The following is a 24813-nucleotide window of genomic DNA, read 5'->3' as shown; positions in this document are numbered from 1 at the left end:
CAATGCAAATATCAAAGCATTTAAATAAAAATTCAAATGTTACTCCTTTAAAAAACTACCCCTCCAAAGCACAGCGACCGTTGTATAGTGTGTTGAATAATAATAAAGCTGAGGAGCTTTTGCAAAAGCCACTAAAAAACTGGGAAGATAGCGTTGATGAGGTTATAAAAGGTTTATCAAATAAATCACATTAAAGAACAGAGAAAGCAAGTTGAATGATAATGAGACTAATAAAGAATTCCCAAAGCATAGCAATTTGAGCGTATAAATTGGTTTTGTAAAATAGAAATAAAATGTATGAGTGGTATAGAAATAAATAAAAATCTAAGAATCGCAATTGAAGCATCTCTAAAGGCGGGTGAAGTGATAATGGAGGTTTATGACACAACTTTTAATGTTGAAATTAAAGAGGATAAATCTCCATTAACAGAAGCAGATAAAAAAGCGAATGATATTATTAATTCTTATCTTATTGAGACTCCAATTCCAATTATTAGTGAAGAGAACAAACAAATAGATTTTGAGATTAGAAAAAATTGGACTACCTGTTGGATTGTAGATCCTGTTGATGGAACGAAAGAATTTATAAAGAGAAATGGAGAATTCACAGTTAATATTGCATTAATACATAATAGAGTTCCTCAGCTAGGAGTTATTTATGTACCTGTCTCTAAAACGCTGTATTATGCTGATAATGTTAAAAACAGGGCATACAAGGCAGAATTATCAAATCATAATACGTCAATTCCTATAATTTTAGAAAAATCAAAAATGCTTCAGCCCAAAAATAGTAACGGCAGTCTTATAGAGGTCGTTGGCAGTCGCTCCCATATGAGTAAAGAAACACTAGACTATATCTCACAACTAAAAACTAAGGGCAAAGATGTAGATATAGTGTCCAAAGGGAGTTCTTTGAAATTTTGTTTAGTAGCAGAAGGTAAGGCAGATATTTACCCAAGATTTGCTCCAACAATGGAATGGGATACAGCGGCAGGACAGGCAATTTGTAACGCAGTGGGTATAAAGGTGATTTCAAAAGAGACTAATAAATCACTTTTGTACAATAAAGAGAATCTTTTAAACCCTTGGTTTATTGTTTCCAAAAGATGAAAGACCAGTCTCACAAGAGGCATATAGCTAAAACTATTACTTGGAGAATAGTAGGGACCCTAGATACTGTGATACTTTCATGGATTATCTCAGGGAGTCCAATCATTGGTTTAAAAATAGGCCTTGCAGAAGTAGTCACAAAAATGTTACTTTATTATTTTCATGAAAGGGCTTGGTTTAAAATAAACCTATCAAAAGACGATGAGGTTTTAGAAAGTAGACAAAGACACATAGCTAAAACATGTACTTGGAGGCTTATTGGCACCATTGATACGATGATTTTAGCTTGGATTATTTCAGGGGACCCTCTAACTGGTTTGAAAATAGGATTTGCAGAGGTGGTTACAAAAATGTTGCTGTATTACGTTCACGAACGTTTTTGGTATAAGTCAAACTATGGTCTTTCCAATAGAAATAAAAAAGAACTATAATTTATTGATTATGAAAGAAAATATAATATCACATACTTATCAAGTGTCAAAAAAAGAAAGGAATAGTTCTAACAATCACAATTCATTTTTATTGTGGTTCACTGGTTTGTCTGGATCTGGTAAGTCAACAATTGCAAATTTAGTTGAGAACGCATTATTTGATTTAGGGATAAAAACCTACGTTCTTGATGGTGATAATATTAGAAAAGGGATCAATAATGACCTTTCTTTTTCTCCAGAAGACAGAACAGAGAATATTAGACGTATTGCTGAGGTGTCAAATCTAATGGTTGATTCAGGATTAGTAGTATTAGCAGCGTTTGTTTCTCCCTATAAGAAAGACAGAGAGAATATTAGAACTATCGTTAAAGATGTTAACTTTGTCGAGGTTTACATTAATACTAGCATAGAAGAATGTGAAAGAAGAGATGTGAAAGGATTGTATAAGAAGGCTAGAGCCGGAGAAATCAAAAATATGACAGGAATTTCGGCACCTTATGAGGCTCCAAAAGCACCAGATATTGAAATAAAAACTGAAGGTGAACCTATTGAAGTATCGGTACAAAGAATTTTAGATTTTATAACACCAAAATTACAACTCAAAGATGAGTAAGTATTATTTAAATTATTTAGATGAATTAGAGAGTGAGGCTATTTTCATATTACGTGAAGTTTGGGCTCAATTTGATAACCCTGTGATTTTGTTTTCGGGTGGAAAGGACTCCATTTTAGTGACTCATTTAGCTAAAAAAGCATTTTATCCAGCTAAGATTCCGTTTCCATTAATGCATGTAGATACAGGTCACAATTTTCCTGAAACTATACAATTTAGGGATGATGTTATAAAAAATTTAGGTTTGCAGCTTATAGTAGGCTCTGTTCAAGAGGCTATTGATGATGGGCGAGTTTCCGAAGAAAAAGGAAAAAGCGCAACTCGAAACGTACTTCAAATAACAACGTTATTAGATGCTATAGAGTCTAATAAAATAGATTGTGCCATTGGTGGCGGACGAAGAGATGAAGAAAAAGCAAGAGCAAAAGAACGTTTTTTTTCGCACAGAGATGATTTTGGACAATGGGACCCGAAAAATCAAAGGCCTGAGCTTTGGAATATCTTTAATGGAAGACATTTTGAAGGAGAGCATTTTAGGGCTTTTCCAATTAGTAATTGGACAGAAATGGATGTTTGGAACTATATTAAAAGAGAGAATATTGCTATTCCGTCGCTGTATTATGCGCACGAAAGAGAAGTTGTTTGGAGACAAGAGAGTTGGATTCCAAATTCCAAATTCTTAGTGCTCGAGGATCACGAAGAAGTAGTCATAAAGAAAATTAGATTTAGAACTCTTGGTGATATTACAATTACTGGTGGTATTATGTCTGATGCAGATACTCTTGATAAAATCGCAGATGAGGTGTCTGGGATGCGCCAAACAGAACGAGGAAACAGAAGTGATGATAAACGATCTGAGTCTGCAATGGAAGACAGAAAACGCCAAGGTTATTTTTAAAATAAAGTAAAAAAATGTTAGATAACAATCAATTATTACGATTTACAACCGCAGGAAGTGTAGATGATGGTAAAAGCACACTTATTGGTCGTTTGCTTTACGATTCTAAATCTATTTTTGAAGATCAACTTCAGGCCATTGAAAATACGAGTAAGAAGAAAGGCCATGACGGTGTCGATTTGGCTTTATTTACTGATGGTCTTAAGGATGAGCGCGAACAAGGTATTACTATTGATGTTGCTTATCGGTATTTCACCACACCAAAGCGCAAGTTTATAATTGCTGATACGCCAGGACATATTCAATATACACGTAATATGGTCACTGGAGCGTCAACAGCAAATGCGGCGATAATATTGGTAGACGCTAGGCATGGAGTCATTGAACAAACGAAGAGGCATTCATTTATTGCCTCATTATTGCAAATACCTCATGTGATTGTTTGCGTTAATAAAATGGATTTAGTGGATTATTCTGAAGAGGCTTACAATAACGTTATTAATCAATTTGAAGAGTTTTCTTCTAAGCTGTTGGTTCATGATATTCGATTTATCCCAATTAGTGCATTAGATGGAGATAATGTTGTTAATCGATCTAAGAATATGGATTGGTACCAAGGAGCTCCTTTGTTACATACATTAGAAACGATGCACATAAGTAGCGATATTAATAAAGTAGACGCAAGATTTCCCGTCCAAACGGTATTAAGGCCCCAAAATGAAAGTCATAGGGATTATAGGGGTTATGCAGGCAGAGTTGCAAGTGGTGTATTTAGAGTAGGTGATGAAATTACTGTTATGCCTTCTGGATTTACATCAATCATAAAGTCTATCGACATCTATAAAGACACCTTACACGAAGCTTATGCACCAATGTCTGTTTCAATCACATTAGAGGACGATATTGATATTAGTAGAGGAGATATGATTGTACGTTCAAATAATAAACCCGAAGCCAATCAAGATATAGAAGTGATGTTATGTTGGTTGCATAATAATCCTGCTAAACTGAGAGCTAAGTATAGTATTCGCCATACTAGTAATGAACAAAAAGCAATGATTAAGGAAGTTGTTTACAAAATAGATATTGAATCTTTAGGGCGTAATACAGAAGATAAAGATTTAAATATGAATGATATTTCTAAAGTTAAAATAAGAACAACGAAACCTCTTATGGTGGATTCTTATAGAGAAAATAGAACTACAGGAAGCATTATACTCGTAGATGATACCACAAATGAGACTGTTGCAGCGGGAATGATTGTTTAATTAGATAGAACTCAAGTAATAATTGATTTTATTTTTTGATTTTTGTTCTGATACAGTAATTTTAAGCCCTAGTCATTCATGTGACCTAAAATTATACTTTAGCTTATATTATTTGAGTGATTACATTTTTTTAAAAGTTTGTTAGTAAAAAAAGTATTAAATACAAAATACTCAGGGGATAAGAGACTTAATATATAGATTGTTTAGGTCTATTTTTATTGTATTTTTGTTGTCAAATAAATCAAAAGTAATAGATGTTGGATTTAAAAGGAAAATCGCTATTAATAACAGGAGGAACAGGGTCGTTAGGTAAAGCTCTTACAGAGCATATCTTAGTTAAATACCCAGATATAAGGCGACTTGTTGTATATTCAAGAGATGAGCAAAAACAGTTTCAGATGGCTCAGGAATATCCTTCAGATACATACCCACAAATACGCTATTTTATTGGAGATGTTAGAGATAAAGAACGCCTTGAAAGGGCGTTTCAAGGAGTAGATTATGTCATACATGCAGCGGCAATGAAACATGTGCATATTGCAGAATATAATCCAGATGAATGTATAAAAACAAATATTGGTGGAGCAGAAAATGTTGTTCATGCGTGCTTTAAAACTAAAGTAGAACGTGTTGTTGCGCTATCAACAGATAAAGCTTGCGCTCCAATTAATTTATATGGAGCAACAAAACTCACATCAGATAAGTTATTTATTGCAGCCAATAATATTAAAGGAGAAAACCCTATTCGATTTTCAGTAGTCCGTTACGGAAATGTGATGGGTTCAAATGGATCTGTAATTCCTTTTTTTATAAATAAGAAAAAGGAAGAAAACACACTTCCTATCACAGACCCTAATATGACACGTTTCAATATTTCACTACAAGGAGGTGTTGATATGGTAATGCATGCACTTGAACATGCTTGGGGAGGAGAGCTTTTTGTTCCTAAAATATCATCTTATAAAATTATGGACGTTGCAGAAGCAATTGGACCAAATTGTGAGAAACCAGTTGTGGGTATTAGACCAGGAGAAAAGGTACATGAAGAAATGATTACACCTTCAGATTCCTTTTACACTTACGATTTAGGGAAATATTACACGATACTTCCTGCGACACATAAATGGAGTATAGAAGATTTTATTAAAACTTTTAACGCCAAAAAAGCACCTTTAGGATTTAGTTATAATTCTGGAGAAAATGAAGAATGGGAAACCGTTGATAGTTTAAGAAAGCTTATTAAAGAACACGTAGATTCTAACTTTGAAGTATAATGAGAGCGATACCTTACGGGAGACAAAGCATAGAGCAAGACGATATTGACGCTGTGGTTGAAACACTAACAGCAGATTTTTTAACTCAAGGACCAAAGGTAAAAGAGTTTGAAGATAAATTTGCGGAATATATTGGAGTTGAATATGCAGTAGCTGTTAATAACGCAACTTCAGGCTTACACTTAGCTGTTCTAGCATTAGGTCTAAAAAAAGGAGAACGCGTTATTACAACGCCAATAACCTTTGCTGCTTCAGCAAACTGCGTCAGATATGCTGGAGGCGAGGTTTGGTTTGCAGATATAGAGGCAGGTACTTATACATTATCCTTAGAACACACTAGACAATTAATTGAGAGCAAACCAAAAGGTTTTTTTAAAGGAATTATTCCTGTAGATTTTGCAGGACTTCCAGTTAATTTAGAAGATTTTAGAGCCTTAGCAGATGAGCATAATTTGTGGATTATTGAAGATGCTTGTCATGCACCTGGTGGGTATTTCACAGATTCTAAAGGCGTAAAGCAAATGTGTGGTAATGGTAATTATGCTGATATAAGTATATTTTCGTTTCATCCGGTAAAACATATTGCTTGTGGAGAAGGCGGAATGATAACGACCAACTCTAAAAAACTATACGAAACGTTAACTTCTCTTAGAACGCACGGAATTACAAAAGAGAATATGACTAAAAACGATGGTGGATGGTATTATGAAATGCAAGAATTAGGGTTTAATTATAGATTAACAGATATTCAGTCTGCATTGGGAATAACGCAACTTGCAAAGAATAAAGCAGGTGTTATTAGACGAAATAAAATTGCAAATACGTATAAAACCGCCTTCAAAGGAAAGATTAAGTATCAAAATTTATTTGAAGGAGCTTTTAACGCCCATCATTTATTTGTAATTGAAGTTGAAGACAGAAAAGAACTTTATGATTATTTAAAAACAGAACATATTTTTGCTCAAATACATTACATACCAGTGCATAAGTTACCTTATTATAAAGAGATAGGTTACAACAGTGCTGATTTAAGTAAGTCCGAAAATTATTACTCCAAGTGTATTAGTTTACCAATGTATCCAGGTTTAACAGATGAGGAACAGTTATTTGTTATAGAAAAAGTATTATCTTTTTGCGGTGTCTAATCTAGCAATCATACCAGCAAGGGGCGGAAGTAAGCGGATCCCTAAAAAAAACATTAAATTTTTTTTAGGAAAACCAATTATAGCCTATTCAATTGAAGCTGCTTTTAAAAGCAAACTTTTTGATGAGGTTATGGTTTCTACAGATGATAATGAAATTGCAGAAATTGCAAGACAATATGGTGCAAGCGTTCCATGTTTAAGAAGTAAAGATAATGCTAACGATTTTGCGGTCTTAGCCGATGTTGTAGATGAGGTTTTGTCAGATTATTCACGAGAAAATAAATCATTTGATCATATCTGTTGCATTTTACCAACAGCACCTTTTGTGACAGCGATTAAAATTTCAGAAGCATATAAGATAATCTCCGAAGCTGATTTTGATAGTGTTTTTCCGGTATTAGAGTTTTCGTTCCCAATACAGCGTTCTCTTAAAATAGAAGATAATAAGGTAGTCATGGTTTGGGACGAACACTTAAACAGTAGATCGCAAGATTTAGAATCTAGATATCATGATTCTGGTCAGTTTTATTGGTTAAAATCTTTAAGGTTTCTGAAAGAGAAAAAATTATTTACGAATAACTCTGGCGCTATAGTGGTTTCAGAGCTGCATGCACAAGATATTGATACCGAAACCGATTGGAAACTCGCCGAAATCAAATATAAAATGATGCTTAATGACAAAAACTATAATATTTAGAGCAGATGGAAACGCCACAACTGGCTTAGGCCATTTGTACAGGTTATTTAGTTTAGTAGAAATTGTAAAGGATACTTATAAATTTGTATTTATTACCCAAGAGTCATCAACAATAGATGTCATTCCTGAAGACTATACCAAGATTGTCATTCCTAAGTCAATTAAAACGGAAGATGAAATAGATTGGTTGGTATTAAATTTTTCGGCAGAAGATTATATAATTATTGCAGATGGTTATCAATTTACATCAGCATATCAAAAACAATTAAAGACTAAGGGTTTTAAACTTATATATATCGATGATTTAGCGAATGAGCATATGTATGCAGATGTGGTTATCAATCATTCACCATATTTAGAAGAACAATCTTATAAAAAAGAGGCTTATACAAAACTAGCCTTAGGTACCAAATACGCCTTATTGAGGCCTTTATTTTTGCAAGAAGCAAAACAGAATAGAACGATTATAACTATTGACACTGCGTTTGTGTGCTTTGGAGGAGCAGATCCCTATAATTTAAGTTTTAAAGCAGTTAAAGCATTATTACAAATACCAAAGTTCAAAAACATTCATGTAATTTTAGGAGGAGCATACCAGCATTTGGATATTTTTAATTTGGAAAACAGATGCTCCAGTAAGATAATAACGTATAAAAACCTTTCTGAAAAAGAACTTATTAAAGTGATGCGTAAATGCAACTTTGCAATTGCACCGGCAAGCACAATTTTATTCGAAATTTGTTGCGTTAAGATGGCTATTTTGAGTGGTTTTTATGTAGATAATCAAGCGTTGATTTATAAAGGTTTTTTGGATAACAAAGTTATTTATAACGGAGGTAATATGAAAACATATGAAGAATATGATTTTATTTCTAAAATTGAAGCTATTTTGAACACACAAAATTTTAATTATCAAATTGAAGAGCAAAAAAAGCTTTTTGATGACAAAATTGCGTTAAGACAATTAAACTTAATTAGTGAATTATGTTAACAATAGGTGTGCTTTGCAGTGGAGCTCTTGGCTTAAATACGCTTTCAAAAATAGCTAAAGAATATACTATAGAGTTTGTTTTAACCGATAGTAATTCTGAAGGTGTTATAGATTTTGTCAAAGCAAATAATATTCCCTTTTTTACTGGTAATCCAAGAAATGGAAAAGGATATGATTTTATACAAAACATTAGTGTTGATGTCATTGTATCAATAAACTATCTGTTTCTAATAGAATGCGACGTAATAGAGCATTCCAATGTTTTAACATTTAACATTCATGGATCGTTGTTGCCAAAATACAGAGGAAGAACTCCACATGTTTGGGCAATTATAAACGGAGAAGAAAAGGCAGGAATAACAGCCCATATTATTGATTCTGGTTGTGACACGGGTGATATTATTCACCAAATCGAATTGTTAATAGAGACTGAAGACACAGGGGCAACAATGCTTGCAAAATATACGAAAGCCTACTACCCTTTAGTGAAGAAGGTATTAGTGGATGTTTTAAAAAAGCAATTGAATTTTAAGAAACAAAATGAAAGCGATGCAACGTATTATGGCAAGCGCACACCTTCAGATGGTGAAATAAATTGGAATTTGCCTAAGGAAGCGATTCGAAATTGGGTTAGAGCCCAAGCACAGCCATATCCTGGAGCGTTTACTTTTTATGACAATCAAAAAATAATTATTGATAAAATTTCATTTTCCGAAGTAAAATATTCGGCAAAATATAATAATGGCCAAATTATTCAATTAATACCAAAGCTAGTTGTAGTAGTTAAAAATGGTACAGTAAACTTGGATAAAATCAGAACAGAAAATTGTACTTTCGTTCTAGGAAACAAATTAGGTAATGAAAATAGGGAATAAGGCTATAGGTGGAGACAATCCATGTTTTATTATTGCAGAATTATCTGCAAACCATAATGGTAATTTAGAAGTTGCTATTGAAACTATACGAGCAGCAAAAAGAACTGGAGCAGATGCAATTAAATTGCAAACGTATACTCCTGACACTCTAACAATAGATTGTGATAATGAGCATTTTAAAATTGAAGGAGGAACGCTCTGGGACGGGAAAACGCTTTATGAACTTTATAGTCAAGCATATACGCCGTGGGAATGGCATAAAAAACTTTTTGAAGTAGCGGAAGAAGAGGGTTTAATTTGTTTTTCTTCTCCCTTTGATTTTACAGCAGTAGATTTTCTAGAAAAATTAAGCGTACCAGCTTATAAAATAGCCTCATTTGAGATTCAGGATATTCCATTGATAGAATATGCAGCATCAAAGGGAAAACCAATTATAATTTCTACAGGAATTGCCGAAGAAGCAGATATTAAATTAGCTGTTGAGGCTTGTAGAAAAGTTGGAAACAATGATATTATTTTATTGAAGTGCACATCTTCATATCCTGCACCATTAGATTTAGCAAACTTAAATACAATTCCAGATTTAAAGCAACGTTTTGGAGTGGAAGTTGGTTTTAGTGATCATACCTATGGCTCTTTGGCACCAATAGTAGCCACCAGTTTAGGGGCTAAGGTTATTGAAAAGCATTTTATATTGGATAAATCAATTGGTGGTCCAGATGCAGATTTTTCATTAGATGTTGACGAATTTACCGAATTGGTCGACAAAGTTAGAGATACAGAAAAACTATTAGGTAAAGTGTCTTACGAGATTTCTGAAATAGTAAAAAATAATAGAAAGTTTGCAAGATCTTTGTTTGTTGTTAGTGATGTAAAGGAAGGAGACGAAATAACTGAAGAAAATGTTAGGTCTATTCGACCAGGTTATGGTTTACATCCTAAATATTACAATATAATACTTGGGAAACAGTTTACATTAGATGTTAAGCGAGGTGAACCACTAACGCTCGAAATGATAGAAGGCTTATAGGATGAAATTAATCTTTGTAGAAAATAGGTATAAAACTTACTTTTTTGATGCCATAGCCCAAAAACTATGCTCAAACGGACATGAAATTCATTGGATTATTCAAAATAATCAGTTTTTGCCTAAAGGGAAATGTAAAATCCACGTCATAAATTATCCTAAAAATAATCTAGATAGCTGTCTTAAAGAACAATATATCGAAGATCTTATAAAAAGTGATAGACAGCAAAACCATTTTAATAAGGCAGATACATCTTATTTTTATTACTATAATACTGAAATTGAAAAGATTTTATATGATGTTAAACCAGATTTTGTTTTTGGGGAATCTACAGCTTTTCATGAATTGTTAACCATTGCAAACTGCAAAAAACAGGCTATTTTATATTTAAACCCTTCAACTTGTCGTTATCCAATAGGCCGCTTTTCATTTTATGAATATGATACTTTAAATCCTTACGGAGGAAGTGGAGAATTATTAAGTCATTCCGAAGCAAAAGGAGTTATTGATCAAATTATCTATCGTAAGACAGCTCCAGATTATATGAAGCCTGCTTCTACTTCAAAAGCAACTGTAATTAAAGATCAAATAAAGAAAATATATTCTTATACCAAAGGAGAAACTTTTAATACTCCTAGTCCTTTAATTAAATTTAAGTTAGAGAAAAAACGCAAGAAAAATATTTTGGCCTGGGACATCAATGCTTTAAAAGGTATTGAAGGCGATGGAAGCTTTAATATCTTGTATCCATTACAGATGCAGCCAGAGGCTAACATAGACGTTTGGGGAAGATCTTATAGAGATCAAACAAACCTAATTGATCAGCTCTCAAAATCGCTCCCAGAGAATGTTATATTATATATAAAACCTAATCCTAAATCAAAGTACGAATTAACACCAGAACTAATTCAATTGTTACAAAGTAAGTCAAATGTTAAGTATTTGCATCATACTTCTAAAATGGATGATATTCTATCTTTAATAAATTTAGTTGTTACTGTTACAGGAACTATAGCAATTGAGTGTGTTTTGAGTAACAAGCCAGTAGCAACCCTTATAAAAACGATCAATAATGAGGCAAAGAACTGCACGTTTATTGAATCTATTGAAAGGGATTTACCTAATGTCATTAAATCTGTTAAAGACGGAGTTTTTAAAACCCTAACTCTAGAAGAAAAGATAGATTTTATTAATGAAATAAATACATCAAGCTATAAAGGAGTTATATCAGATCCTTTTAGTGATAAAAATTGCGTATCCAAAGAAAACATAAACAATATTAAATTTGCTTTTGAACAAATATTAAAACAAGAATCATGAAATATTTTTTATTACTCACTATCTTGTTTACCTCGTTGTGCTTCTCTCAAGAAGAGACTTTTGAAACTGGAGACACTGAATCAGATTTGATTATCGCATTAAATGATTTAAAAGTTAAAACCATAATATTTAAAACTAAAATTAATACTACTACAATCCCATTTGGTAAAGTATTAAAATTCCTTAACGATTCTGGTTTAGAATTTAAGAAAGTTGACAATAGATTAATTGTTTTTAATAATGGATTCCTAGATATTGGTTAGTTTCAAATATTTTATTTTGTTGGTTTTAATGATATAGATTTTGATGACAAAGTATCGGGATTAACAGGTAACTTGATAAATGATGATGTTTCTCCAGAATGGTTTGGCGCTTCATCTTTTAAGAAAAGATAGGAATCTATGGAGAGTAGAATAGAGCATTATTAATTTAAGTAATTTTAATTTTGAAAAAACGGATTACAGGTCTTTTATGTTTTACACTACCTAGCTTTTTGCTTAGGTACATCTTAAGATTTTTAGGACACAAAATTGGTCAAAATGCTAAAATTGGTTTCAGTTTTTTGTTTGTTAAAGAAATTGAGATAAATGAAAACGCAATAATAGGGCATTTTAACCTATTTTTAAATGATAAAATCATATTAAATGATTATTCTTTAATAGGTTACTTAAACATTTTTAAAGGGCCATTTACCTTAAATTTGAAACAGAAGGCGGCTATTGGAAATAAAAATTACATTACAAGAGCTAGATTGGGTGTTACTTATGGAGACAGTGCATTAGTTTTAGGAGAGTTAACGAAAGTTACGGTTGGTCATCATTTAGATTTAACGAGATCTATAATATTTGGAGATTTTTCAATTTTAGCAGGAATACGGTCTCAATTATGGACTCATGGATACTATCATTCAGATACAGGGAGTGAGCGTGTAAGAATTGACGGGGAAATTATTATTGGTAATAATGTGTATGTTGGATCTGGTTGTATATTTAACCCTGGAGTCACAGTTGCTAGTGCAATCCATATAGGAGGAGGTTCTGTAATCTCAAAGGATTTAGAAAAGCCTGGAATGTACGTTGGGCAAAGATTGAGGTATATTGAAAACGATCTAAATAAAATAAAAGGCAAACTTAAAAAGATAGATAACGATAATTTAATAGAACCAGTTTATACAAAGAAGTAAATGAGAGTTCTAAAGCCAATAAAACTTTTCTTCATTTCCATATTAATTTGGCTTTTTTTTTATGTGCAAATGCCAGTAGAGTATTTGTATTCTGGCAGCATCTTTTTTCCGGTTTTTACACTATTTCTATTCTCTTTTTCATTTATTATTGGAATTTCATCTTTAAAAGTAAGATCTATTAACTTCTTAGAAGTTGCTTCTAATAAAAAATTGAAACAAATTATTTTTATTCTATTTTTCATTGGACTTATAGGGGTGTTATTAAAAATATATGTTGGTATTTTTAATACTGAAATATTTACAGCAGAAGACATCTTTGAGAAAAGGTTAGAGACCATGGGTAAAGAGCTTAATAGTGGGTTTCTCGGTATCATAGCATCGGTTTTGTTTCCTTTTGCATACGTTACGATGTTAATGGCTATTTATAATTATAAACTATTTAGTAAATTTATTTTGTTTACAATAATTATAGTAGGCTTTTATCCTTTTGTAGAAACTATCTTTATGGGAGGAAGGACTATAATTGCTCTTTTGGGAACTACGTTCCTCTTTGTGCTTTTTGCAAGTTATAACAAGAATTCTAATGCGCCAGTTTATAAAATTAATATGAAGACTATTAATCTTGTTAATCTACCAAAAATTTTATTTAAAAAAATAGTATTCATACCATTATTGTTGATTACTATAATATTTACTGCTTACTCTGTTGATGTTGTCAACAAAAGGTTAACACGGTTTGGTTATGGTGATAGAACTTTTAGAGTATGGGAACAAAAGGACTATCAATGGGTTAAATTTGACGAGGATTTTAAAAAAGAATATTTCAGATCTTCAGAAGAAGAAAAAGCAAAATTGATAGGATATTATAGTCTTAAACATTATTTCGCTCATGGTGTTGTAGAGTATGTTCGTTTGTCAAACCAACTAGATAAGACCACAGGTTATTATTATGGTCAATACCAGTTTAACGTATTTTTTAAATTTTTTAGAGCTTTTGGAATTCCATTAAAATCAAATACTGAGATGCAATCTGTAGTTGAAAGAAAAGCGGTTTACAAAACATTTTTTGGCCCTTTTTATATAGACTTTGGTCTTTTTGGGATAATTATTATCTTTTTTTGGGGACGTTTTGTTAAAAGAGTCTATATACACGCTATGAATGGTCATACTCAATATGTTATTTTTTATGGATACTTAGCTACAATAATAATTACCTCAGCATTTATTAATTTTCTTTTGGGTTCTTCAAGTTATTATTTGTTTGCATTTTTTATGGTTTTACTTTTGTTTAAATTTTGGCCTAATAATTTAGTTTTTGTGATGAAGAAATGAAGAATTTTTTGTGGTTATTGATGTTGATTAATGTCGTTTTTTCTTGTAAAGAAAAACCAAGAAATACATTGGATATAGAACAGGGTAAAAAGTTTGTAACTGATTCATGTTATGTTATAAATGATGCTTATAAAAAGGGTGATGTTAGGCGGTATGGTGTTATGCCTAATAAGCGAATTGACAGCAATTTGTTTCAGCAATGTCTATCGTTAGCGGAGGAAGGATTGCCATTATACTTCCCAAAAGGCACGTACAATACATCTTTGGTTTTAAAAGGTGTATCAGGTATCGAGATGAACTTTGAAGATGTTATTATAACTGGAGCTGTAGAAATAATTAATAGAGACGCCATACCATCTCAAAACATAATTTTTAATGGTAAACTCACCATACTTGATAAATTATTTATAAGGGAGTCTAACACTATTTCTTTTAATGAAGTACGTGTAATTAGTGATACCGTTGCAAACTTATACCATAAAAAAAACAGAGGGGTTAGTATTTATGTTGGCAGTAAAATTATAAATTTTGACACTTTAATTATACAAGATACAGGCGGTAGTGATGCCGATTTTTATACACATGTTGCTGCAGCCTTTCAAGTACATGGTTGGAATAATAACCCAAGCAATATTACAATAAAAGAAATTCAAATTAAAAATGCAGCTAGAACTGCTATGTATTTAACAGGAAAAAACCATAGGATATCAAAAACAACAATTATTAATTTTGGAGCAGGTCAGTTTGAAAACATGTTTGGATTAGAGGACGTTGATTTAGGACTTGAAAAGGGTTTTTCTGGGGCTTGGATTAATAAATGCAATGATTGTGTATTAGATTCACTATCTATCTCAAATTCAAGAAATCTTGGCAGGTATAGTTTAAATTTAGGCATTGGAAGTTATTCAAACCCCACTTTCATAAACAACATAAATTTTAATAAAAAGGCCAAAGAAATGCCAATAAAGGATAGTCCTTTGACTAATATATTAGTTAAAAACACCTATTAATGTTTAGAAGCTTAATACAGAGGAGAGATAAAATTTATGTTGGCTTAATAATAATAATGATTATTTCATTTCCATTATCTTTCGCTATAAACAGTATAACTATGTTCTTGTTTATACTGTTTTTCTTTTTAGATGAAAAGCAAAACATAATAAATAAGCTAAAGCAAATTGCTAAGAATAAGCTTAATATTTTGTTTGTTTTATTTTTCTTGGTTCAGGTGATAGGTCTTTTATATTCTGAAGATCTTGATTTCGGTTTAAAACGGGTTGCAGTAATGACGCCATTGTTTTTTTTGCCTGCGATATTGAGTGTTGAAGTAATACTTAAAAGACAGTTTGATTTTATACTATATTTAACTTCGTGCATAATCATTACCATTTTTATGGGCTATTTGTTTCTCCATGTGGTCATAGACCATCGAGATATCAATACATTCGTTCATTTTACGATAGAGAAAAAGCTAGGGATTAGTCAATTTTACCTTATTTTTTTGCTTCTTATTCCCATTATGACAATGATTAACTCTATTAGGAACAATCAAAATAAAACGCTAAATACCTCACTTTTATTAGTGACTATTGGCATCTCATTTTTATTAGGTAATAAAACTATGTTTGTGTTTGTGTTTCTAATTTGGATAATGTTGATTGTAATTTCGTTTAAACATAAAAAACGCACAGGGTTAATTGTGCTAGTTTTGGGTCTAACATTATTTACAGCTGTTTCACAATTAAGTATAGTAAAACAACGTATAGGTGTATTAGTTAAAACTACAGATTTAGATTTCGAAACAATTAAAACTAAAAATAGTTTTACGATTACTAAAAACACCTTTGAGCATAGATTGTTAATAAACAATATTTCTTTAAGTGAGATTATCGAAAATTTACCCTTTGGAGTAGGTACTGGTGACTATCAGAAAACAATGCAGGAACAATATGAGAAATTAAATTTTAAAGCGGCACAATCCACAAATTTAAATTGCCATAATCAGTATTTATCCGAATTTCTTAAAACAGGAATACTAGGAGGGGGGCTATTCCTTTTAATTATGATTGTATCATACTCAAAAATCAAGCATGAACAACGATTTTATCCTTATTTTTTAGTCTTTTTCAGCCTTGCCTGTTTGGTGGAATCCTTTTTAGTAAGACAACATGGAATTGTTATATTTGCTTTTATAATTCCTTTGTTTTTGTATAATGATAATAAAGATTGAAATGAAAAAAGTCCCGTTTATTTTTCTTTTAAGTTTAATGATATTTGAATGTAAAGAAGAGAAGAGCAACTCTGTTGTAACTGATGATAATAGGCTTAAAATTGAGACTAAAAAGTTTGATGAAAGCACTTATGTTTTAAACGATTCTTTTGCTTATGGAGATGCTAGACGATATGGTGTGACCGCTAGTAATGCAGGAAGTTCTCATCCTTTTTCGGGAAAAAATAGAATGACAACAGTTTTAGATATGGCAGAAGAATCAGGCATGGAAATTAGTTTCCCCTCTGGTTACTATAAAATGGATTTAACTTTAGATTCTAGAAAAAACCTTAATTTGCGTTTTGATAATTCTGAATTTAATTTAATTCATATAGCTCAGGTTAAAAAGACACTACCAATCCCAGAAAACATAACCATTAAAGGCACACTAATAGCTTATGCAAGATTAGGAATGACTGAAGCGAGAAATATTTCTATAGATTCTGTGATTTTAAAATCTGATGTATCGAAAAATTTATGGAAATTGAGAAATACAGGATGTCATATTTATCATGGTTGTAAAAATATTAAGATAAATTACCTAGAAGTGCAAGACCTTGGCTCTGGAAGTGATAAATACAAATATACTCACGCTGCATTGGCCATAGATGGCTACAATAATAATCCAGAAAACGTACAAATAAAAAAAGTTCATATTAAATCTACCGATAGACATGGGATTTATATAACTGGAAAGGATCATTTGATAGGTGAAGTTATTATTGATAAGTTTGGTATTGGAAGCTCAAAAGATATGGATGGGATGCAAGACGCAGCAAAAGGCGAAGAAAAAGATTTCAAAGCGCTTTGGGTGAACAAGTGTTATGACAGTTTTATTGAGAAAATTACTATAAATGAAAAAAATGCTAAAGCAAAATATACTGCTCATTTTGATTCAGGTGACAAGAACAGACCTTTTATAATACGTTCTTTTAGAGTTATTAATGATAATCCAAATATTAACTTTCTTGAAGAAGAAAATCACGGTGTTGTCATTGAAATAATGGAATAGTAGGACTTAATTCTATACCGTAGACAATCTATTCAGAAGAACTTGGCGTGAATACTTTCATTGTTGTACTAATCGAGATATGGGATAACTACTAAACTAAACTACATAAGTTGTAATGCTATTTAACTTTATAAAAAAACACGCTTTCTTCGGTTTCATATTTACAGTAGCTAAAGCTACAGTTTACTTTGTGCCTTTGCTTTTAGCAGATGTGCTTTCGGGTGAGGACTTTGGAGTTTTAGAGTATGCATTGGCTGGGCTTGGAATGATAGTCAATACCATAATAAACCTAGGTGTTCCTGGTGCATATCCTTACTTTTTGTTGAGAGAAAAAAAAGAATACTTACAACCAGTATTTAGGTTTCATGCCATTATACTTTTAGTACCTTTCGTAATTAATCAGATATTATATGTTGGTTTCAATTTAGATGTCAATTTTTATTTAGCATTCAACATTTCTTTTATAATAGCTAATCAAGTCCTTTATTCCACACAGTTAAAATCTCACGAAAAATCCATAGTTGCTGTTATCCTGGATTCTGGAATTTACTTAATCCTATTCCTTTTTTTTATTCTGTCTCAGTTAGGTTTTATTGTAGTTAATATTCGTAGTATTAATATATGCATATTGGTTTATAGCCTGTTTTATATAATACTTGGTGTTTATAAGTTTTTAAAGCATCGGCACACAATAAAACTTAAGTACTATCGAGAAATTTTAAACTTTAGTATTCATTTATTGATTGCTACATTTTTGATTTTTTTAATCACTACTTCTGGTAGAATTCTTGTTGAAATTTTTTTTGATTTTACAACCGTTGGAGTTTATGCTTTTTATTTTAGATTAGCGGCAATAGTAGTCATGATTCATCAAGTTATAAACATTGCTTTTTTTAAAAAGATATACACTTTCGATCCTAAAATTTTAGATAAATATTATTACATATTTTTTATTTTTATTTATGTGCTTTCGGTTTTAATATTTATCCTAGCTCCGTACATTGTTACACATTTCTCTGAGTATTTTAACGAAACCTATACTAATAATAAAGATATTTATTTTTTGTTATCTGCCCAAATGGTTATGTGGATTGCATCTGCGCTTAATTCAAATATAGTAGATCGTGAGAACCTTGCATCACAAAATAATTTAAAATTTCTAGTATTGGTTGTGTTGTCATCAATCTTGTTAATTTTATTTAAGGATAAAATAACATTACCTTTACTTACATATTTTCATTTTACGATAATATTCGTAGCCTGTATGATACAATATTATAGCTTGTATACTAAGAATATTAGGTTTTCAAGATCATGGAAAGCACTTTCGTCAATCTATCTTTTGACTACATTTATATTTATTTACTGTTTTAATGATTAAACTCTTCTTAAGATATAGTGCATTCTTTTATAGTATCATTATCGGTCTATTAGGTTGGTGCCTTATATACGCTTTTCTCCCTGTAGAATCTATTGAGCCTATTAAGTTAAAAACGATAAGTTTTATCGGATTGAACTATCTAGCTTTGATTATCGGTTTTATTTCTTTTAGTTTCAAAATTAAAAATGATGTTAATCATGACAAACTATCTTTTGTTAGATTGATAAAAATTACTATGATTATAATTGGTATATCATATGTCTTGAGATGGATAGATTTATTTTATTTAAGAGATTTGTCTTTTTTTAATAACTTAAAATACAATAGGGTTTTAAATAACTTAAATTTTAAAAAAAGTAATTTTGTTTTTATCCTAGCTTCAATTATCAAGAGTATTTATTTTCTCCCTTTTGTGTTAGCTTTTGTGCTCAAAATTAAGCTAAAAAGTAAATTAGGGCTTATCTCTTGTTTGTTTTTAGTTTTACCACTAATTGAAGCCGCTCTACTGGCAACTAGAAAACCACTTTTAGAAGTAGCGATTATTGTAGTTATATGTTTTTTATTATTCAGAAAAAGCCCAATTAATAAAAAAAGTATAACTGTTTTTCTGTCAGGAATTTTAATTGTATTGACGCTGTCGACGGTCTTTTTATTTTCTAGAGAGACAAAAGGAGAGGAGTCTAAAGATATTTATGAACACTTGCTCACTGCGAATTACAATGAAATCCTCAAACCTAAAAGCCAAGTTGTTGCTTATTTTGAAAGTGAAAATCATAATGATTTATTGAAGTTCTACTCATTTACAATCATGCATACTGGTCAGTATTTTATTCATGGTGTTTATGAATTTAATCATATCATCGAAGCAGACAGCCTTCCTATAACTAATGGAGCCAACACGTTCTTTATAGTTCCTAAACTGTTAAACAAAACAAAACTTTTTAATAAAATTGATTATTCGAACCCTTCCCCTAGAGGTAGCGTTTATTTAACTGCTTTTGGTGGACTTTTTATAGATTTTAGATGGTTGACAATTATCGTAATGTTTTTTATGGGAGTAATTCAAAAATATGTTTATCAAAAGTCAAAACAATCCATTATTTACATACCCATTTTAATATATTTTTTAATAATTAATGTATTTTTGCTCATATTAAACTATATGAGGGGCGCTGGGACTTACCCTTTTATAGGTTTTGTTATATTACTTATTATATTGAAGTTGGTTAGAAAAATAATACATGAGAAAAGCATTAGTTCATGACTGGTATTATGTAAATGGTGGTGCTGAAAAAGTCATCCATTCCTTAAATAATATTTACGGTGATTTTGAGCATTACGCTCTTGTGGACTTTTTAGGTGAAGAGGATAGACGCTATATTCTTAAAGGTAAAAAAGTCAATACCAGTTTTATACAAAAATGGCCTACTGCTAAGAAGAACCATAGAAAATTTCTTCAATTCTTCCCATTGGCGATTGAACAGTTTGATCTTAATAGCTATGATTTAGTAATATCTTCTTCAGCTTCTGTATCTAAGGGTGTTTTGACCAATCTAAAGCAATTGCATATATGTTATTGTCACTCTCCAATGAGATATGCTTGGGACCTGTATCATCAGTATTTAGAAGACTCTCAACTTAAAACTGGGTTAAGAGGGTTTTATGCAAAATGGGTGCTACATAATATTCGTCAATGGGATCTAATAACAATTAATAGAGTTGATCATTTTATTGCAAACTCCAAATATGTGGCACAAAGAATTAAAAAAATATATAACAGAGATAGCATTGTAATATATCCACCAGTTGATGTAAATCAATATGAACTTAAAGAAGAAAAACAAGATTTTTATCTTACAGCTTCTAGAATGGTTCCTTATAAAAAGATGGCTACTATTGTTGAGGCGTTTAATGAGATGCCAGACAGGAAACTTGTAGTTATTGGTGACGGTCCAGATTATAATAAAATAAAGAAACTTGCAAAAGATAATATTGAGCTAAAAGGGTTTTTAAATTCGAATGAATTAAAAAGTTATATGCAAAATGCTAAAGCTTTTGTTTTTGCAGCTAAAGAAGATTTTGGAATTATTCCTGTTGAAGCTCAGGCATGTGGAACTCCTATAATAGGCTTTAATGAAGGAGGATTAAAAGAAACTGTTATTGACGGAAAAACAGGGGTGCTTTTTGATCAACAAACACCTCAGGCGATTAAAAAAGCAATAGAGAAATTTGAAAAAATGAGCTTTAATGCTCAGGATATAAGGACTAATGCAATGCGTTTTTCTTCTTCTAGATTTGAAGATGAAATGAAAGCATTTATTGATTTGAAATATAAAGAGTTTAAGAATAAGTGATTTATTTATGAAAATATCGGTAATAGGAACTGGTTATGTTGGTTTAGTGACTGGAACATGTTTAGCAGAAACAGGAAACGAAGTACTTTGTATAGATATCGATCAAAACAAAGTTGCGCAAATGCAAAGTGGTGTTGTTCCAATATATGAACCACATTTAGATGTTTTATTTGAGCGTAACATCAAGGCTAACAGACTTAAGTTTTCTACGTCTTTATCAGAGGGATTAGAACATGGTGATATTATATTTTTGGCTTTACCAACGCCTGAAGATGAAGATGGCTCTGCCGATTTATCATACATCTTAGGGGTTGCAAAAGATATTGGTAAACAAATAAAAGAGTATAAAGTTATTGTTGATAAAAGTACCGTGCCTGTCGGCACTTCAGATATAGTTAAAGAAACGATATCTAATGAGACTAATGTGGAGTTTGATGTGGTTTCTAATCCTGAGTTTTTGCGAGAAGGCTTTGCTGTAGATGATTTTTTAAAACCAGAACGTATTATTGTAGGATCTAGTTCTGAAAAAGCGACCAAATTGATGCAAAAGCTTTACAAACCATTTGTTCGCTCTGGTAATCCAATAATTATTATGGACGAGCGTTCTGCTGAGCTTACTAAATATGCAGCAAATTCTTTTTTAGCAACTAAAATTACTTTTATGAATGAGATTGCTAACTTTTGTGAAAAAGTTGGTGCGGATGTAGATATGGTAAGAGCAGGTATGGGTACAGATTCTAGAATTGGAAAACGGTTCTTGTTTCCAGGAATAGGTTATGGCGGTTCTTGTTTTCCTAAGGACGTAAAGGCTCTATTTAAATCTGGTCAAGAAAACGGTTATGAGTTTGATATCTTGAAATCTGTAATTAAAGTAAATGATATTCAGAAGAAAATACTAATACCTAAAATACTGTCGCAGTATAACAATTCATTAAAAGGTAAAACATTTGGAATTTGGGGATTAGCATTTAAACCAGAAACTGATGACATTAGAGAAGCGCCAGCATTATATATGATAGATGAACTTTTAAAAGAAGGCGCATCTGTTAGAGTTTTTGATCCAGAGGCAATGAACAATGTTGAGAAAAAATATGGAGATAAGTTGTATTATTCTGAGCACATGTATGATGCTACAATGGATGTTGATGCATTGATAATCTGCACAGAATGGAGTATATTTAGAACTCCAGATTTTAATAAATTAAAATCAAATATGAAAGCACCAGTGATCTTTGATGGAAGAAACCTTTATGAGGTTAATGATGTAAACAGTGAGGGTTTTTCTTATACATCTATAGGCCGTAATACAAGCAATTAATGAAAAAGATACTTATAACTGGAGCAGCAGGTTTTTTAGGCTCACATTTGTGCGATCGTTTCTTAAATGAAGGCTTTAAGGTTATAGGTATGGATAACTTTATAACTGGTGATAAACGTAATTTAGAGCATTTAAAATCTAATGTAAACTTTGACTTTATTCAACACGACGTTACAGAGCATATAACCGTTGATAAAAATTTAGATTACATATTACACTTTGCTTCACCAGCAAGTCCAATAGACTATTTAAAAATACCAATTCAAACACTTAAAGTAAGTTCATTAGGTACTCATAACTTATTAGGTTTGGCCAAAGTTAAAAAAGCCAGACTACTAATTGCATCGACATCTGAAGTGTATGGAGACCCTCTTGTTCATCCGCAAACTGAGGATTATTATGGTAATGTCAATACCATTGGACCTAGAGGTGTTTATGATGAAGCTAAGCGTTTTCAAGAGTCATTAACTATGGCATATCACAGAGTGCATGGCTTAGAAACACGAATTGTTCGTATTTTTAACACGTATGGCCCTAGAATGAGACTAAATGATGGAAGAGTTATTCCTGCATTTATGGGTCAAGCATTAAGGGGGGAAGATTTAACGGTTTTTGGTGACGGTTCTCAAACAAGATCTTTTTGTTATATAGAGGATCAAGTAGAAGGCATTTATAGACTGTTACTAAGTGATTATGCTTATCCTGTAAATATTGGTAATCATCATGAAATTTCTATTCTTGATTTTGCTCAAGAAATTATTAAATTAACAAATACATCGCAAAAAATTATATTTGAAGATCTTCCTGTTGATGATCCTTTACAAAGACAACCAGATATTACTTTGGCTAAAAAGCTATTAGATTGGGAGCCTAAGGTTGGGAGAGAAGAAGGAATGAAAAAAACATTTGATTATTTTAAGAGTCTATCAAAAGAAGATCTCTTTAAAAGGGATCATAGAGACTTTTCAAAACATATAAAAACGTAATTTGAGTTTATTTAAACACGGACGATATTCTGGATATTTGAGACCAATTTCGTACTTAATTGATTTAAGTATCATAAATGGTTTTGCAATCTTATATTTTTTTATAAATATCGATCCAATCAAATTTATGATATTTTCTTTCATAGCATGGATCATTCTATCTGTCTATTCTAAATTTTATGAAGTATATAGATATACGAGAGAGGTTAAAATCTATTCTTTGATACTCACTCAATTAATACTGTTTACCTTAATCATTTTTGCCTTTTCGGGTTATTATTATAATCTAAATATCTATCCAATAACAATATTTAAATATGTATTATCTGTATTTCTTTGTATTGCGTTTTTTAAATTTGCGATCTATTATTTGTTGCAAAAGTATCGAGTTTCTTTCGGTGGAAATTTTAGACGTACAGTGATAATTGGCGAAAACAAAAAAACGAAAGCTCTAGAAACATTTTTTAATAAAAACCCAGAATATGGTTATGTACACGTCAATACATTTAATTTAAAAGACCGAAAGATCATTAATTTACAAAGTCAGTTCGATTACATTAAAAAAGAAGAGATAGATGAGATATACTGCTCTATTTCGGAGCTGACAAATCAACAAATTCTTGAAATAGCAGATTTTGCAGATAACAATCTTAAAATCTTAAAATTTCTTCCAGATAATAAAGACATATATTCTAAGAAATTGAGATATGAGTATTATGATTATATCCCAATTCTGTCTTTAAGAACCATACCGCTTGAAGATTCATTTAATACCATTGTCAAACGCTTTTTTGACATTCTTTTTTCGAGTTTAGTTGTTATTTTTATTCTATCATGGTTAACACCCATAATAGCCGTATTAATTAAATTAGAATCTAAGGGGCCAGTGTTTTTCAAACAGTCGAGAAATGGGTTTAATTATAAAGAATTTGACTGTTATAAGTTTAGATCAATGACGCCTAATAAAGATGCACATTTGTATCAAGCAACCAGAGGAGATCAACGTATTACTAAAATAGGAAGGTTGATTAGAAAAACAAGTATTGATGAACTGCCTCAGTTTTTTAATGTGCTTTTCGGGGACATGTCTGTTGTAGGACCAAGACCTCATATGGTGAGTCATACTAACATGTATGCAAAAAAAATAGATAAATTTATGGTACGACATTTTGTTAAACCAGGTATTACAGGTTTAGCCCAAATTAGCGGTTTTAGAGGGGAAATAGAATCAGATAAAGATATAATTGGTCGTGTAAAATTTGATATATTCTATATAGAGAACTGGTCTCTACTTTTAGACATAAAAATTATAGCAAAAACCTTTATGA

The 24813-nt window shown here is 31.3% G+C and carries 25 protein-coding genes; all 25 read left to right on the top strand.

Annotated features, from left to right (window positions below):
• Positions 1-194: sugar nucleotide-binding protein (locus ACJAZK_RS11795; protein ID WP_415224159.1), on the top strand; the 194-nt coding region annotated here is incomplete at its 5' end.
• A gap of 103 nt (positions 195-297) precedes the next feature.
• Positions 298-1110 carry a 3'(2'),5'-bisphosphate nucleotidase CysQ gene (gene cysQ / locus ACJAZK_RS11790; protein ID WP_415224158.1) on the top strand — a complete coding sequence of 271 codons (813 nt, stop codon included), beginning with the start codon at positions 298-300 and terminating at the stop codon, positions 1108-1110.
• Positions 1107-1541, top strand: a complete 435-nt coding sequence (locus ACJAZK_RS11785; protein WP_415224157.1) for a DUF2061 domain-containing protein — start codon at positions 1107-1109, stop codon at positions 1539-1541. Before cysQ ends, ACJAZK_RS11785 begins: the two co-directional genes overlap by 4 nt.
• Before the next feature lie 10 nt (positions 1542-1551).
• Positions 1552-2154 carry an adenylyl-sulfate kinase gene (gene cysC / locus ACJAZK_RS11780; protein ID WP_415224156.1) on the top strand — a complete coding sequence of 201 codons (603 nt, stop codon included), beginning with the start codon at positions 1552-1554 and terminating at the stop codon, positions 2152-2154.
• Positions 2147-3052, top strand: coding sequence for a sulfate adenylyltransferase subunit CysD (gene cysD, locus ACJAZK_RS11775; protein WP_415224155.1), 906 nt, complete (start codon positions 2147-2149; stop codon positions 3050-3052). Before cysC ends, cysD begins: the two co-directional genes overlap by 8 nt.
• 14 nt (positions 3053-3066) lie before the next feature.
• Positions 3067-4320 carry a sulfate adenylyltransferase subunit 1 gene (locus tag ACJAZK_RS11770; RefSeq protein WP_415224154.1) on the top strand — a complete coding sequence of 418 codons (1254 nt, stop codon included), beginning with the start codon at positions 3067-3069 and terminating at the stop codon, positions 4318-4320.
• 254 nt (positions 4321-4574) lie between these two features.
• Positions 4575-5594, top strand: a complete 1020-nt coding sequence (pseB, locus tag ACJAZK_RS11765) for a UDP-N-acetylglucosamine 4,6-dehydratase (inverting) (RefSeq protein ID WP_415224153.1) — start codon at positions 4575-4577, stop codon at positions 5592-5594.
• Positions 5594-6739, top strand: a complete 1146-nt coding sequence (gene pseC / locus ACJAZK_RS11760; protein WP_415224152.1) for a UDP-4-amino-4,6-dideoxy-N-acetyl-beta-L-altrosamine transaminase — start codon at positions 5594-5596, stop codon at positions 6737-6739. The genes pseB and pseC overlap by 1 nt, the downstream gene beginning before the upstream one ends.
• The gene (gene pseF, locus ACJAZK_RS11755; RefSeq protein ID WP_415224151.1) at positions 6732-7436 is read left to right on the top strand and encodes a pseudaminic acid cytidylyltransferase; all 705 of its coding nucleotides are present in this window, start codon (positions 6732-6734) and stop codon (positions 7434-7436) included. Before pseC ends, pseF begins: the two co-directional genes overlap by 8 nt.
• On the top strand, positions 7414-8427 hold the full coding sequence (gene pseG / locus ACJAZK_RS11750; protein WP_415224150.1) for a UDP-2,4-diacetamido-2,4,6-trideoxy-beta-L-altropyranose hydrolase: 1014 nt from the start codon (positions 7414-7416) through the stop codon (positions 8425-8427). Before pseF ends, pseG begins: the two co-directional genes overlap by 23 nt.
• A complete protein-coding gene (locus ACJAZK_RS11745; RefSeq protein ID WP_415224149.1) occupies positions 8421-9302 on the top strand; it encodes a methionyl-tRNA formyltransferase in 882 nt (293 codons plus the stop codon). The genes pseG and ACJAZK_RS11745 overlap by 7 nt, the downstream gene beginning before the upstream one ends.
• Positions 9286-10332, top strand: coding sequence for a pseudaminic acid synthase (gene pseI, locus ACJAZK_RS11740; RefSeq protein WP_415224148.1), 1047 nt, complete (start codon positions 9286-9288; stop codon positions 10330-10332). Before ACJAZK_RS11745 ends, pseI begins: the two co-directional genes overlap by 17 nt.
• A gap of 1 nt (position 10333) precedes the next feature.
• On the top strand, positions 10334-11650 hold the full coding sequence (locus ACJAZK_RS11735) for a hypothetical protein (RefSeq protein WP_415224147.1): 1317 nt from the start codon (positions 10334-10336) through the stop codon (positions 11648-11650).
• Entirely contained in the window at positions 11647-11913 is a 267-nt protein-coding gene (locus ACJAZK_RS11730) for a hypothetical protein (protein WP_415224146.1), read from the top strand. The genes ACJAZK_RS11735 and ACJAZK_RS11730 overlap by 4 nt, the downstream gene beginning before the upstream one ends.
• Positions 11914-12095: 182 nt before the next feature.
• Positions 12096-12833 (top strand): acyltransferase, encoded by a 738-nt coding sequence (locus ACJAZK_RS11725; protein WP_415224145.1) that lies wholly within the window; start codon positions 12096-12098, stop codon positions 12831-12833.
• Positions 12834-14165 carry an O-antigen polymerase gene (locus ACJAZK_RS11720; RefSeq protein ID WP_415224144.1) on the top strand — a complete coding sequence of 444 codons (1332 nt, stop codon included), beginning with the start codon at positions 12834-12836 and terminating at the stop codon, positions 14163-14165.
• Positions 14162-15175: a hypothetical protein gene (locus ACJAZK_RS11715; RefSeq protein ID WP_415224143.1), complete on the top strand. Its 1014-nt coding sequence runs from the start codon at positions 14162-14164 to the stop codon at positions 15173-15175. The genes ACJAZK_RS11720 and ACJAZK_RS11715 overlap by 4 nt, the downstream gene beginning before the upstream one ends.
• Entirely contained in the window at positions 15175-16395 is a 1221-nt protein-coding gene (locus tag ACJAZK_RS11710; protein WP_415224142.1) for an O-antigen ligase family protein, read from the top strand. The genes ACJAZK_RS11715 and ACJAZK_RS11710 overlap by 1 nt, the downstream gene beginning before the upstream one ends.
• Position 16396: 1 nt before the next feature.
• Positions 16397-17446, top strand: a complete 1050-nt coding sequence (locus ACJAZK_RS11705) for a hypothetical protein (RefSeq protein WP_415224141.1) — start codon at positions 16397-16399, stop codon at positions 17444-17446.
• Between the two features lie 115 nt (positions 17447-17561).
• Positions 17562-18827 carry a hypothetical protein gene (locus ACJAZK_RS11700; protein WP_415224140.1) on the top strand — a complete coding sequence of 422 codons (1266 nt, stop codon included), beginning with the start codon at positions 17562-17564 and terminating at the stop codon, positions 18825-18827.
• Entirely contained in the window at positions 18820-20091 is a 1272-nt protein-coding gene (locus tag ACJAZK_RS11695; RefSeq protein WP_415224139.1) for an O-antigen polymerase, read from the top strand. The genes ACJAZK_RS11700 and ACJAZK_RS11695 overlap by 8 nt, the downstream gene beginning before the upstream one ends.
• Positions 20069-21181 (top strand): glycosyltransferase family 4 protein, encoded by a 1113-nt coding sequence (locus ACJAZK_RS11690; RefSeq protein ID WP_415224138.1) that lies wholly within the window; start codon positions 20069-20071, stop codon positions 21179-21181. The genes ACJAZK_RS11695 and ACJAZK_RS11690 overlap by 23 nt, the downstream gene beginning before the upstream one ends.
• A gap of 7 nt (positions 21182-21188) precedes the next feature.
• Positions 21189-22499, top strand: coding sequence for a UDP-glucose dehydrogenase family protein (locus ACJAZK_RS11685; RefSeq protein WP_415224137.1), 1311 nt, complete (start codon positions 21189-21191; stop codon positions 22497-22499).
• Complete coding sequence (locus ACJAZK_RS11680; protein ID WP_415224136.1) at positions 22499-23485, top strand: UDP-glucuronic acid decarboxylase family protein; 987 nt, start codon at positions 22499-22501, stop codon at positions 23483-23485. The genes ACJAZK_RS11685 and ACJAZK_RS11680 overlap by 1 nt, the downstream gene beginning before the upstream one ends.
• 1 nt (position 23486) lies before the next feature.
• Positions 23487-24813: exopolysaccharide biosynthesis polyprenyl glycosylphosphotransferase (locus tag ACJAZK_RS11675; RefSeq protein WP_415224135.1), on the top strand; the 1327-nt coding region annotated here is incomplete at its 3' end.

This window comes from Psychroserpens sp. (genome assembly GCF_047633235.1).
Classification (GTDB): Bacteria; Bacteroidota; Bacteroidia; order Flavobacteriales; family Flavobacteriaceae; genus Psychroserpens.
Note: the sequence above shows the minus strand (reverse complement) of the source record. Positions and strands in the feature narration are given on the sequence as shown.

What these genes read in the sequence shown, in the direction of transcription:
- ACJAZK_RS11680 (WP_415224136.1), top strand. Translation starts at nt 22,499, where the DNA reads ATGAAAAAGATACTTATAACTGGAGCAGCAGGTTTTTTAGGCTCACAT.
- ACJAZK_RS11695 (WP_415224139.1), top strand. Translation starts at nt 18,820, where the DNA reads ATGATTAAACTCTTCTTAAGATATAGTGCATTCTTTTATAGTATCATT.
- ACJAZK_RS11745 (WP_415224149.1), top strand. Translation starts at nt 8,421, where the DNA reads ATGTTAACAATAGGTGTGCTTTGCAGTGGAGCTCTTGGCTTAAATACG.
- ACJAZK_RS11690 (WP_415224138.1), top strand. Translation starts at nt 20,069, where the DNA reads ATGAGAAAAGCATTAGTTCATGACTGGTATTATGTAAATGGTGGTGCT.
- ACJAZK_RS11785 (WP_415224157.1), top strand. Translation starts at nt 1,107, where the DNA reads ATGAAAGACCAGTCTCACAAGAGGCATATAGCTAAAACTATTACTTGG.
- pseI (WP_415224148.1), top strand. Translation starts at nt 9,286, where the DNA reads ATGAAAATAGGGAATAAGGCTATAGGTGGAGACAATCCATGTTTTATT.
- cysD (WP_415224155.1), top strand. Translation starts at nt 2,147, where the DNA reads ATGAGTAAGTATTATTTAAATTATTTAGATGAATTAGAGAGTGAGGCT.
- pseG (WP_415224150.1), top strand. Translation starts at nt 7,414, where the DNA reads ATGACAAAAACTATAATATTTAGAGCAGATGGAAACGCCACAACTGGC.
- ACJAZK_RS11730 (WP_415224146.1), top strand. Translation starts at nt 11,647, where the DNA reads ATGAAATATTTTTTATTACTCACTATCTTGTTTACCTCGTTGTGCTTC.
- ACJAZK_RS11720 (WP_415224144.1), top strand. Translation starts at nt 12,834, where the DNA reads ATGAGAGTTCTAAAGCCAATAAAACTTTTCTTCATTTCCATATTAATT.
- ACJAZK_RS11710 (WP_415224142.1), top strand. Translation starts at nt 15,175, where the DNA reads ATGTTTAGAAGCTTAATACAGAGGAGAGATAAAATTTATGTTGGCTTA.
- pseB (WP_415224153.1), top strand. Translation starts at nt 4,575, where the DNA reads ATGTTGGATTTAAAAGGAAAATCGCTATTAATAACAGGAGGAACAGGG.
- ACJAZK_RS11705 (WP_415224141.1), top strand. Translation starts at nt 16,397, where the DNA reads ATGAAAAAAGTCCCGTTTATTTTTCTTTTAAGTTTAATGATATTTGAA.
- cysQ (WP_415224158.1), top strand. Translation starts at nt 298, where the DNA reads ATGAGTGGTATAGAAATAAATAAAAATCTAAGAATCGCAATTGAAGCA.
- ACJAZK_RS11770 (WP_415224154.1), top strand. Translation starts at nt 3,067, where the DNA reads ATGTTAGATAACAATCAATTATTACGATTTACAACCGCAGGAAGTGTA.
- ACJAZK_RS11685 (WP_415224137.1), top strand. Translation starts at nt 21,189, where the DNA reads ATGAAAATATCGGTAATAGGAACTGGTTATGTTGGTTTAGTGACTGGA.
- ACJAZK_RS11735 (WP_415224147.1), top strand. Translation starts at nt 10,334, where the DNA reads ATGAAATTAATCTTTGTAGAAAATAGGTATAAAACTTACTTTTTTGAT.
- ACJAZK_RS11715 (WP_415224143.1), top strand. Translation starts at nt 14,162, where the DNA reads ATGAAGAATTTTTTGTGGTTATTGATGTTGATTAATGTCGTTTTTTCT.
- pseC (WP_415224152.1), top strand. Translation starts at nt 5,594, where the DNA reads ATGAGAGCGATACCTTACGGGAGACAAAGCATAGAGCAAGACGATATT.
- cysC (WP_415224156.1), top strand. Translation starts at nt 1,552, where the DNA reads ATGAAAGAAAATATAATATCACATACTTATCAAGTGTCAAAAAAAGAA.
- ACJAZK_RS11700 (WP_415224140.1), top strand. Translation starts at nt 17,562, where the DNA reads ATGCTATTTAACTTTATAAAAAAACACGCTTTCTTCGGTTTCATATTT.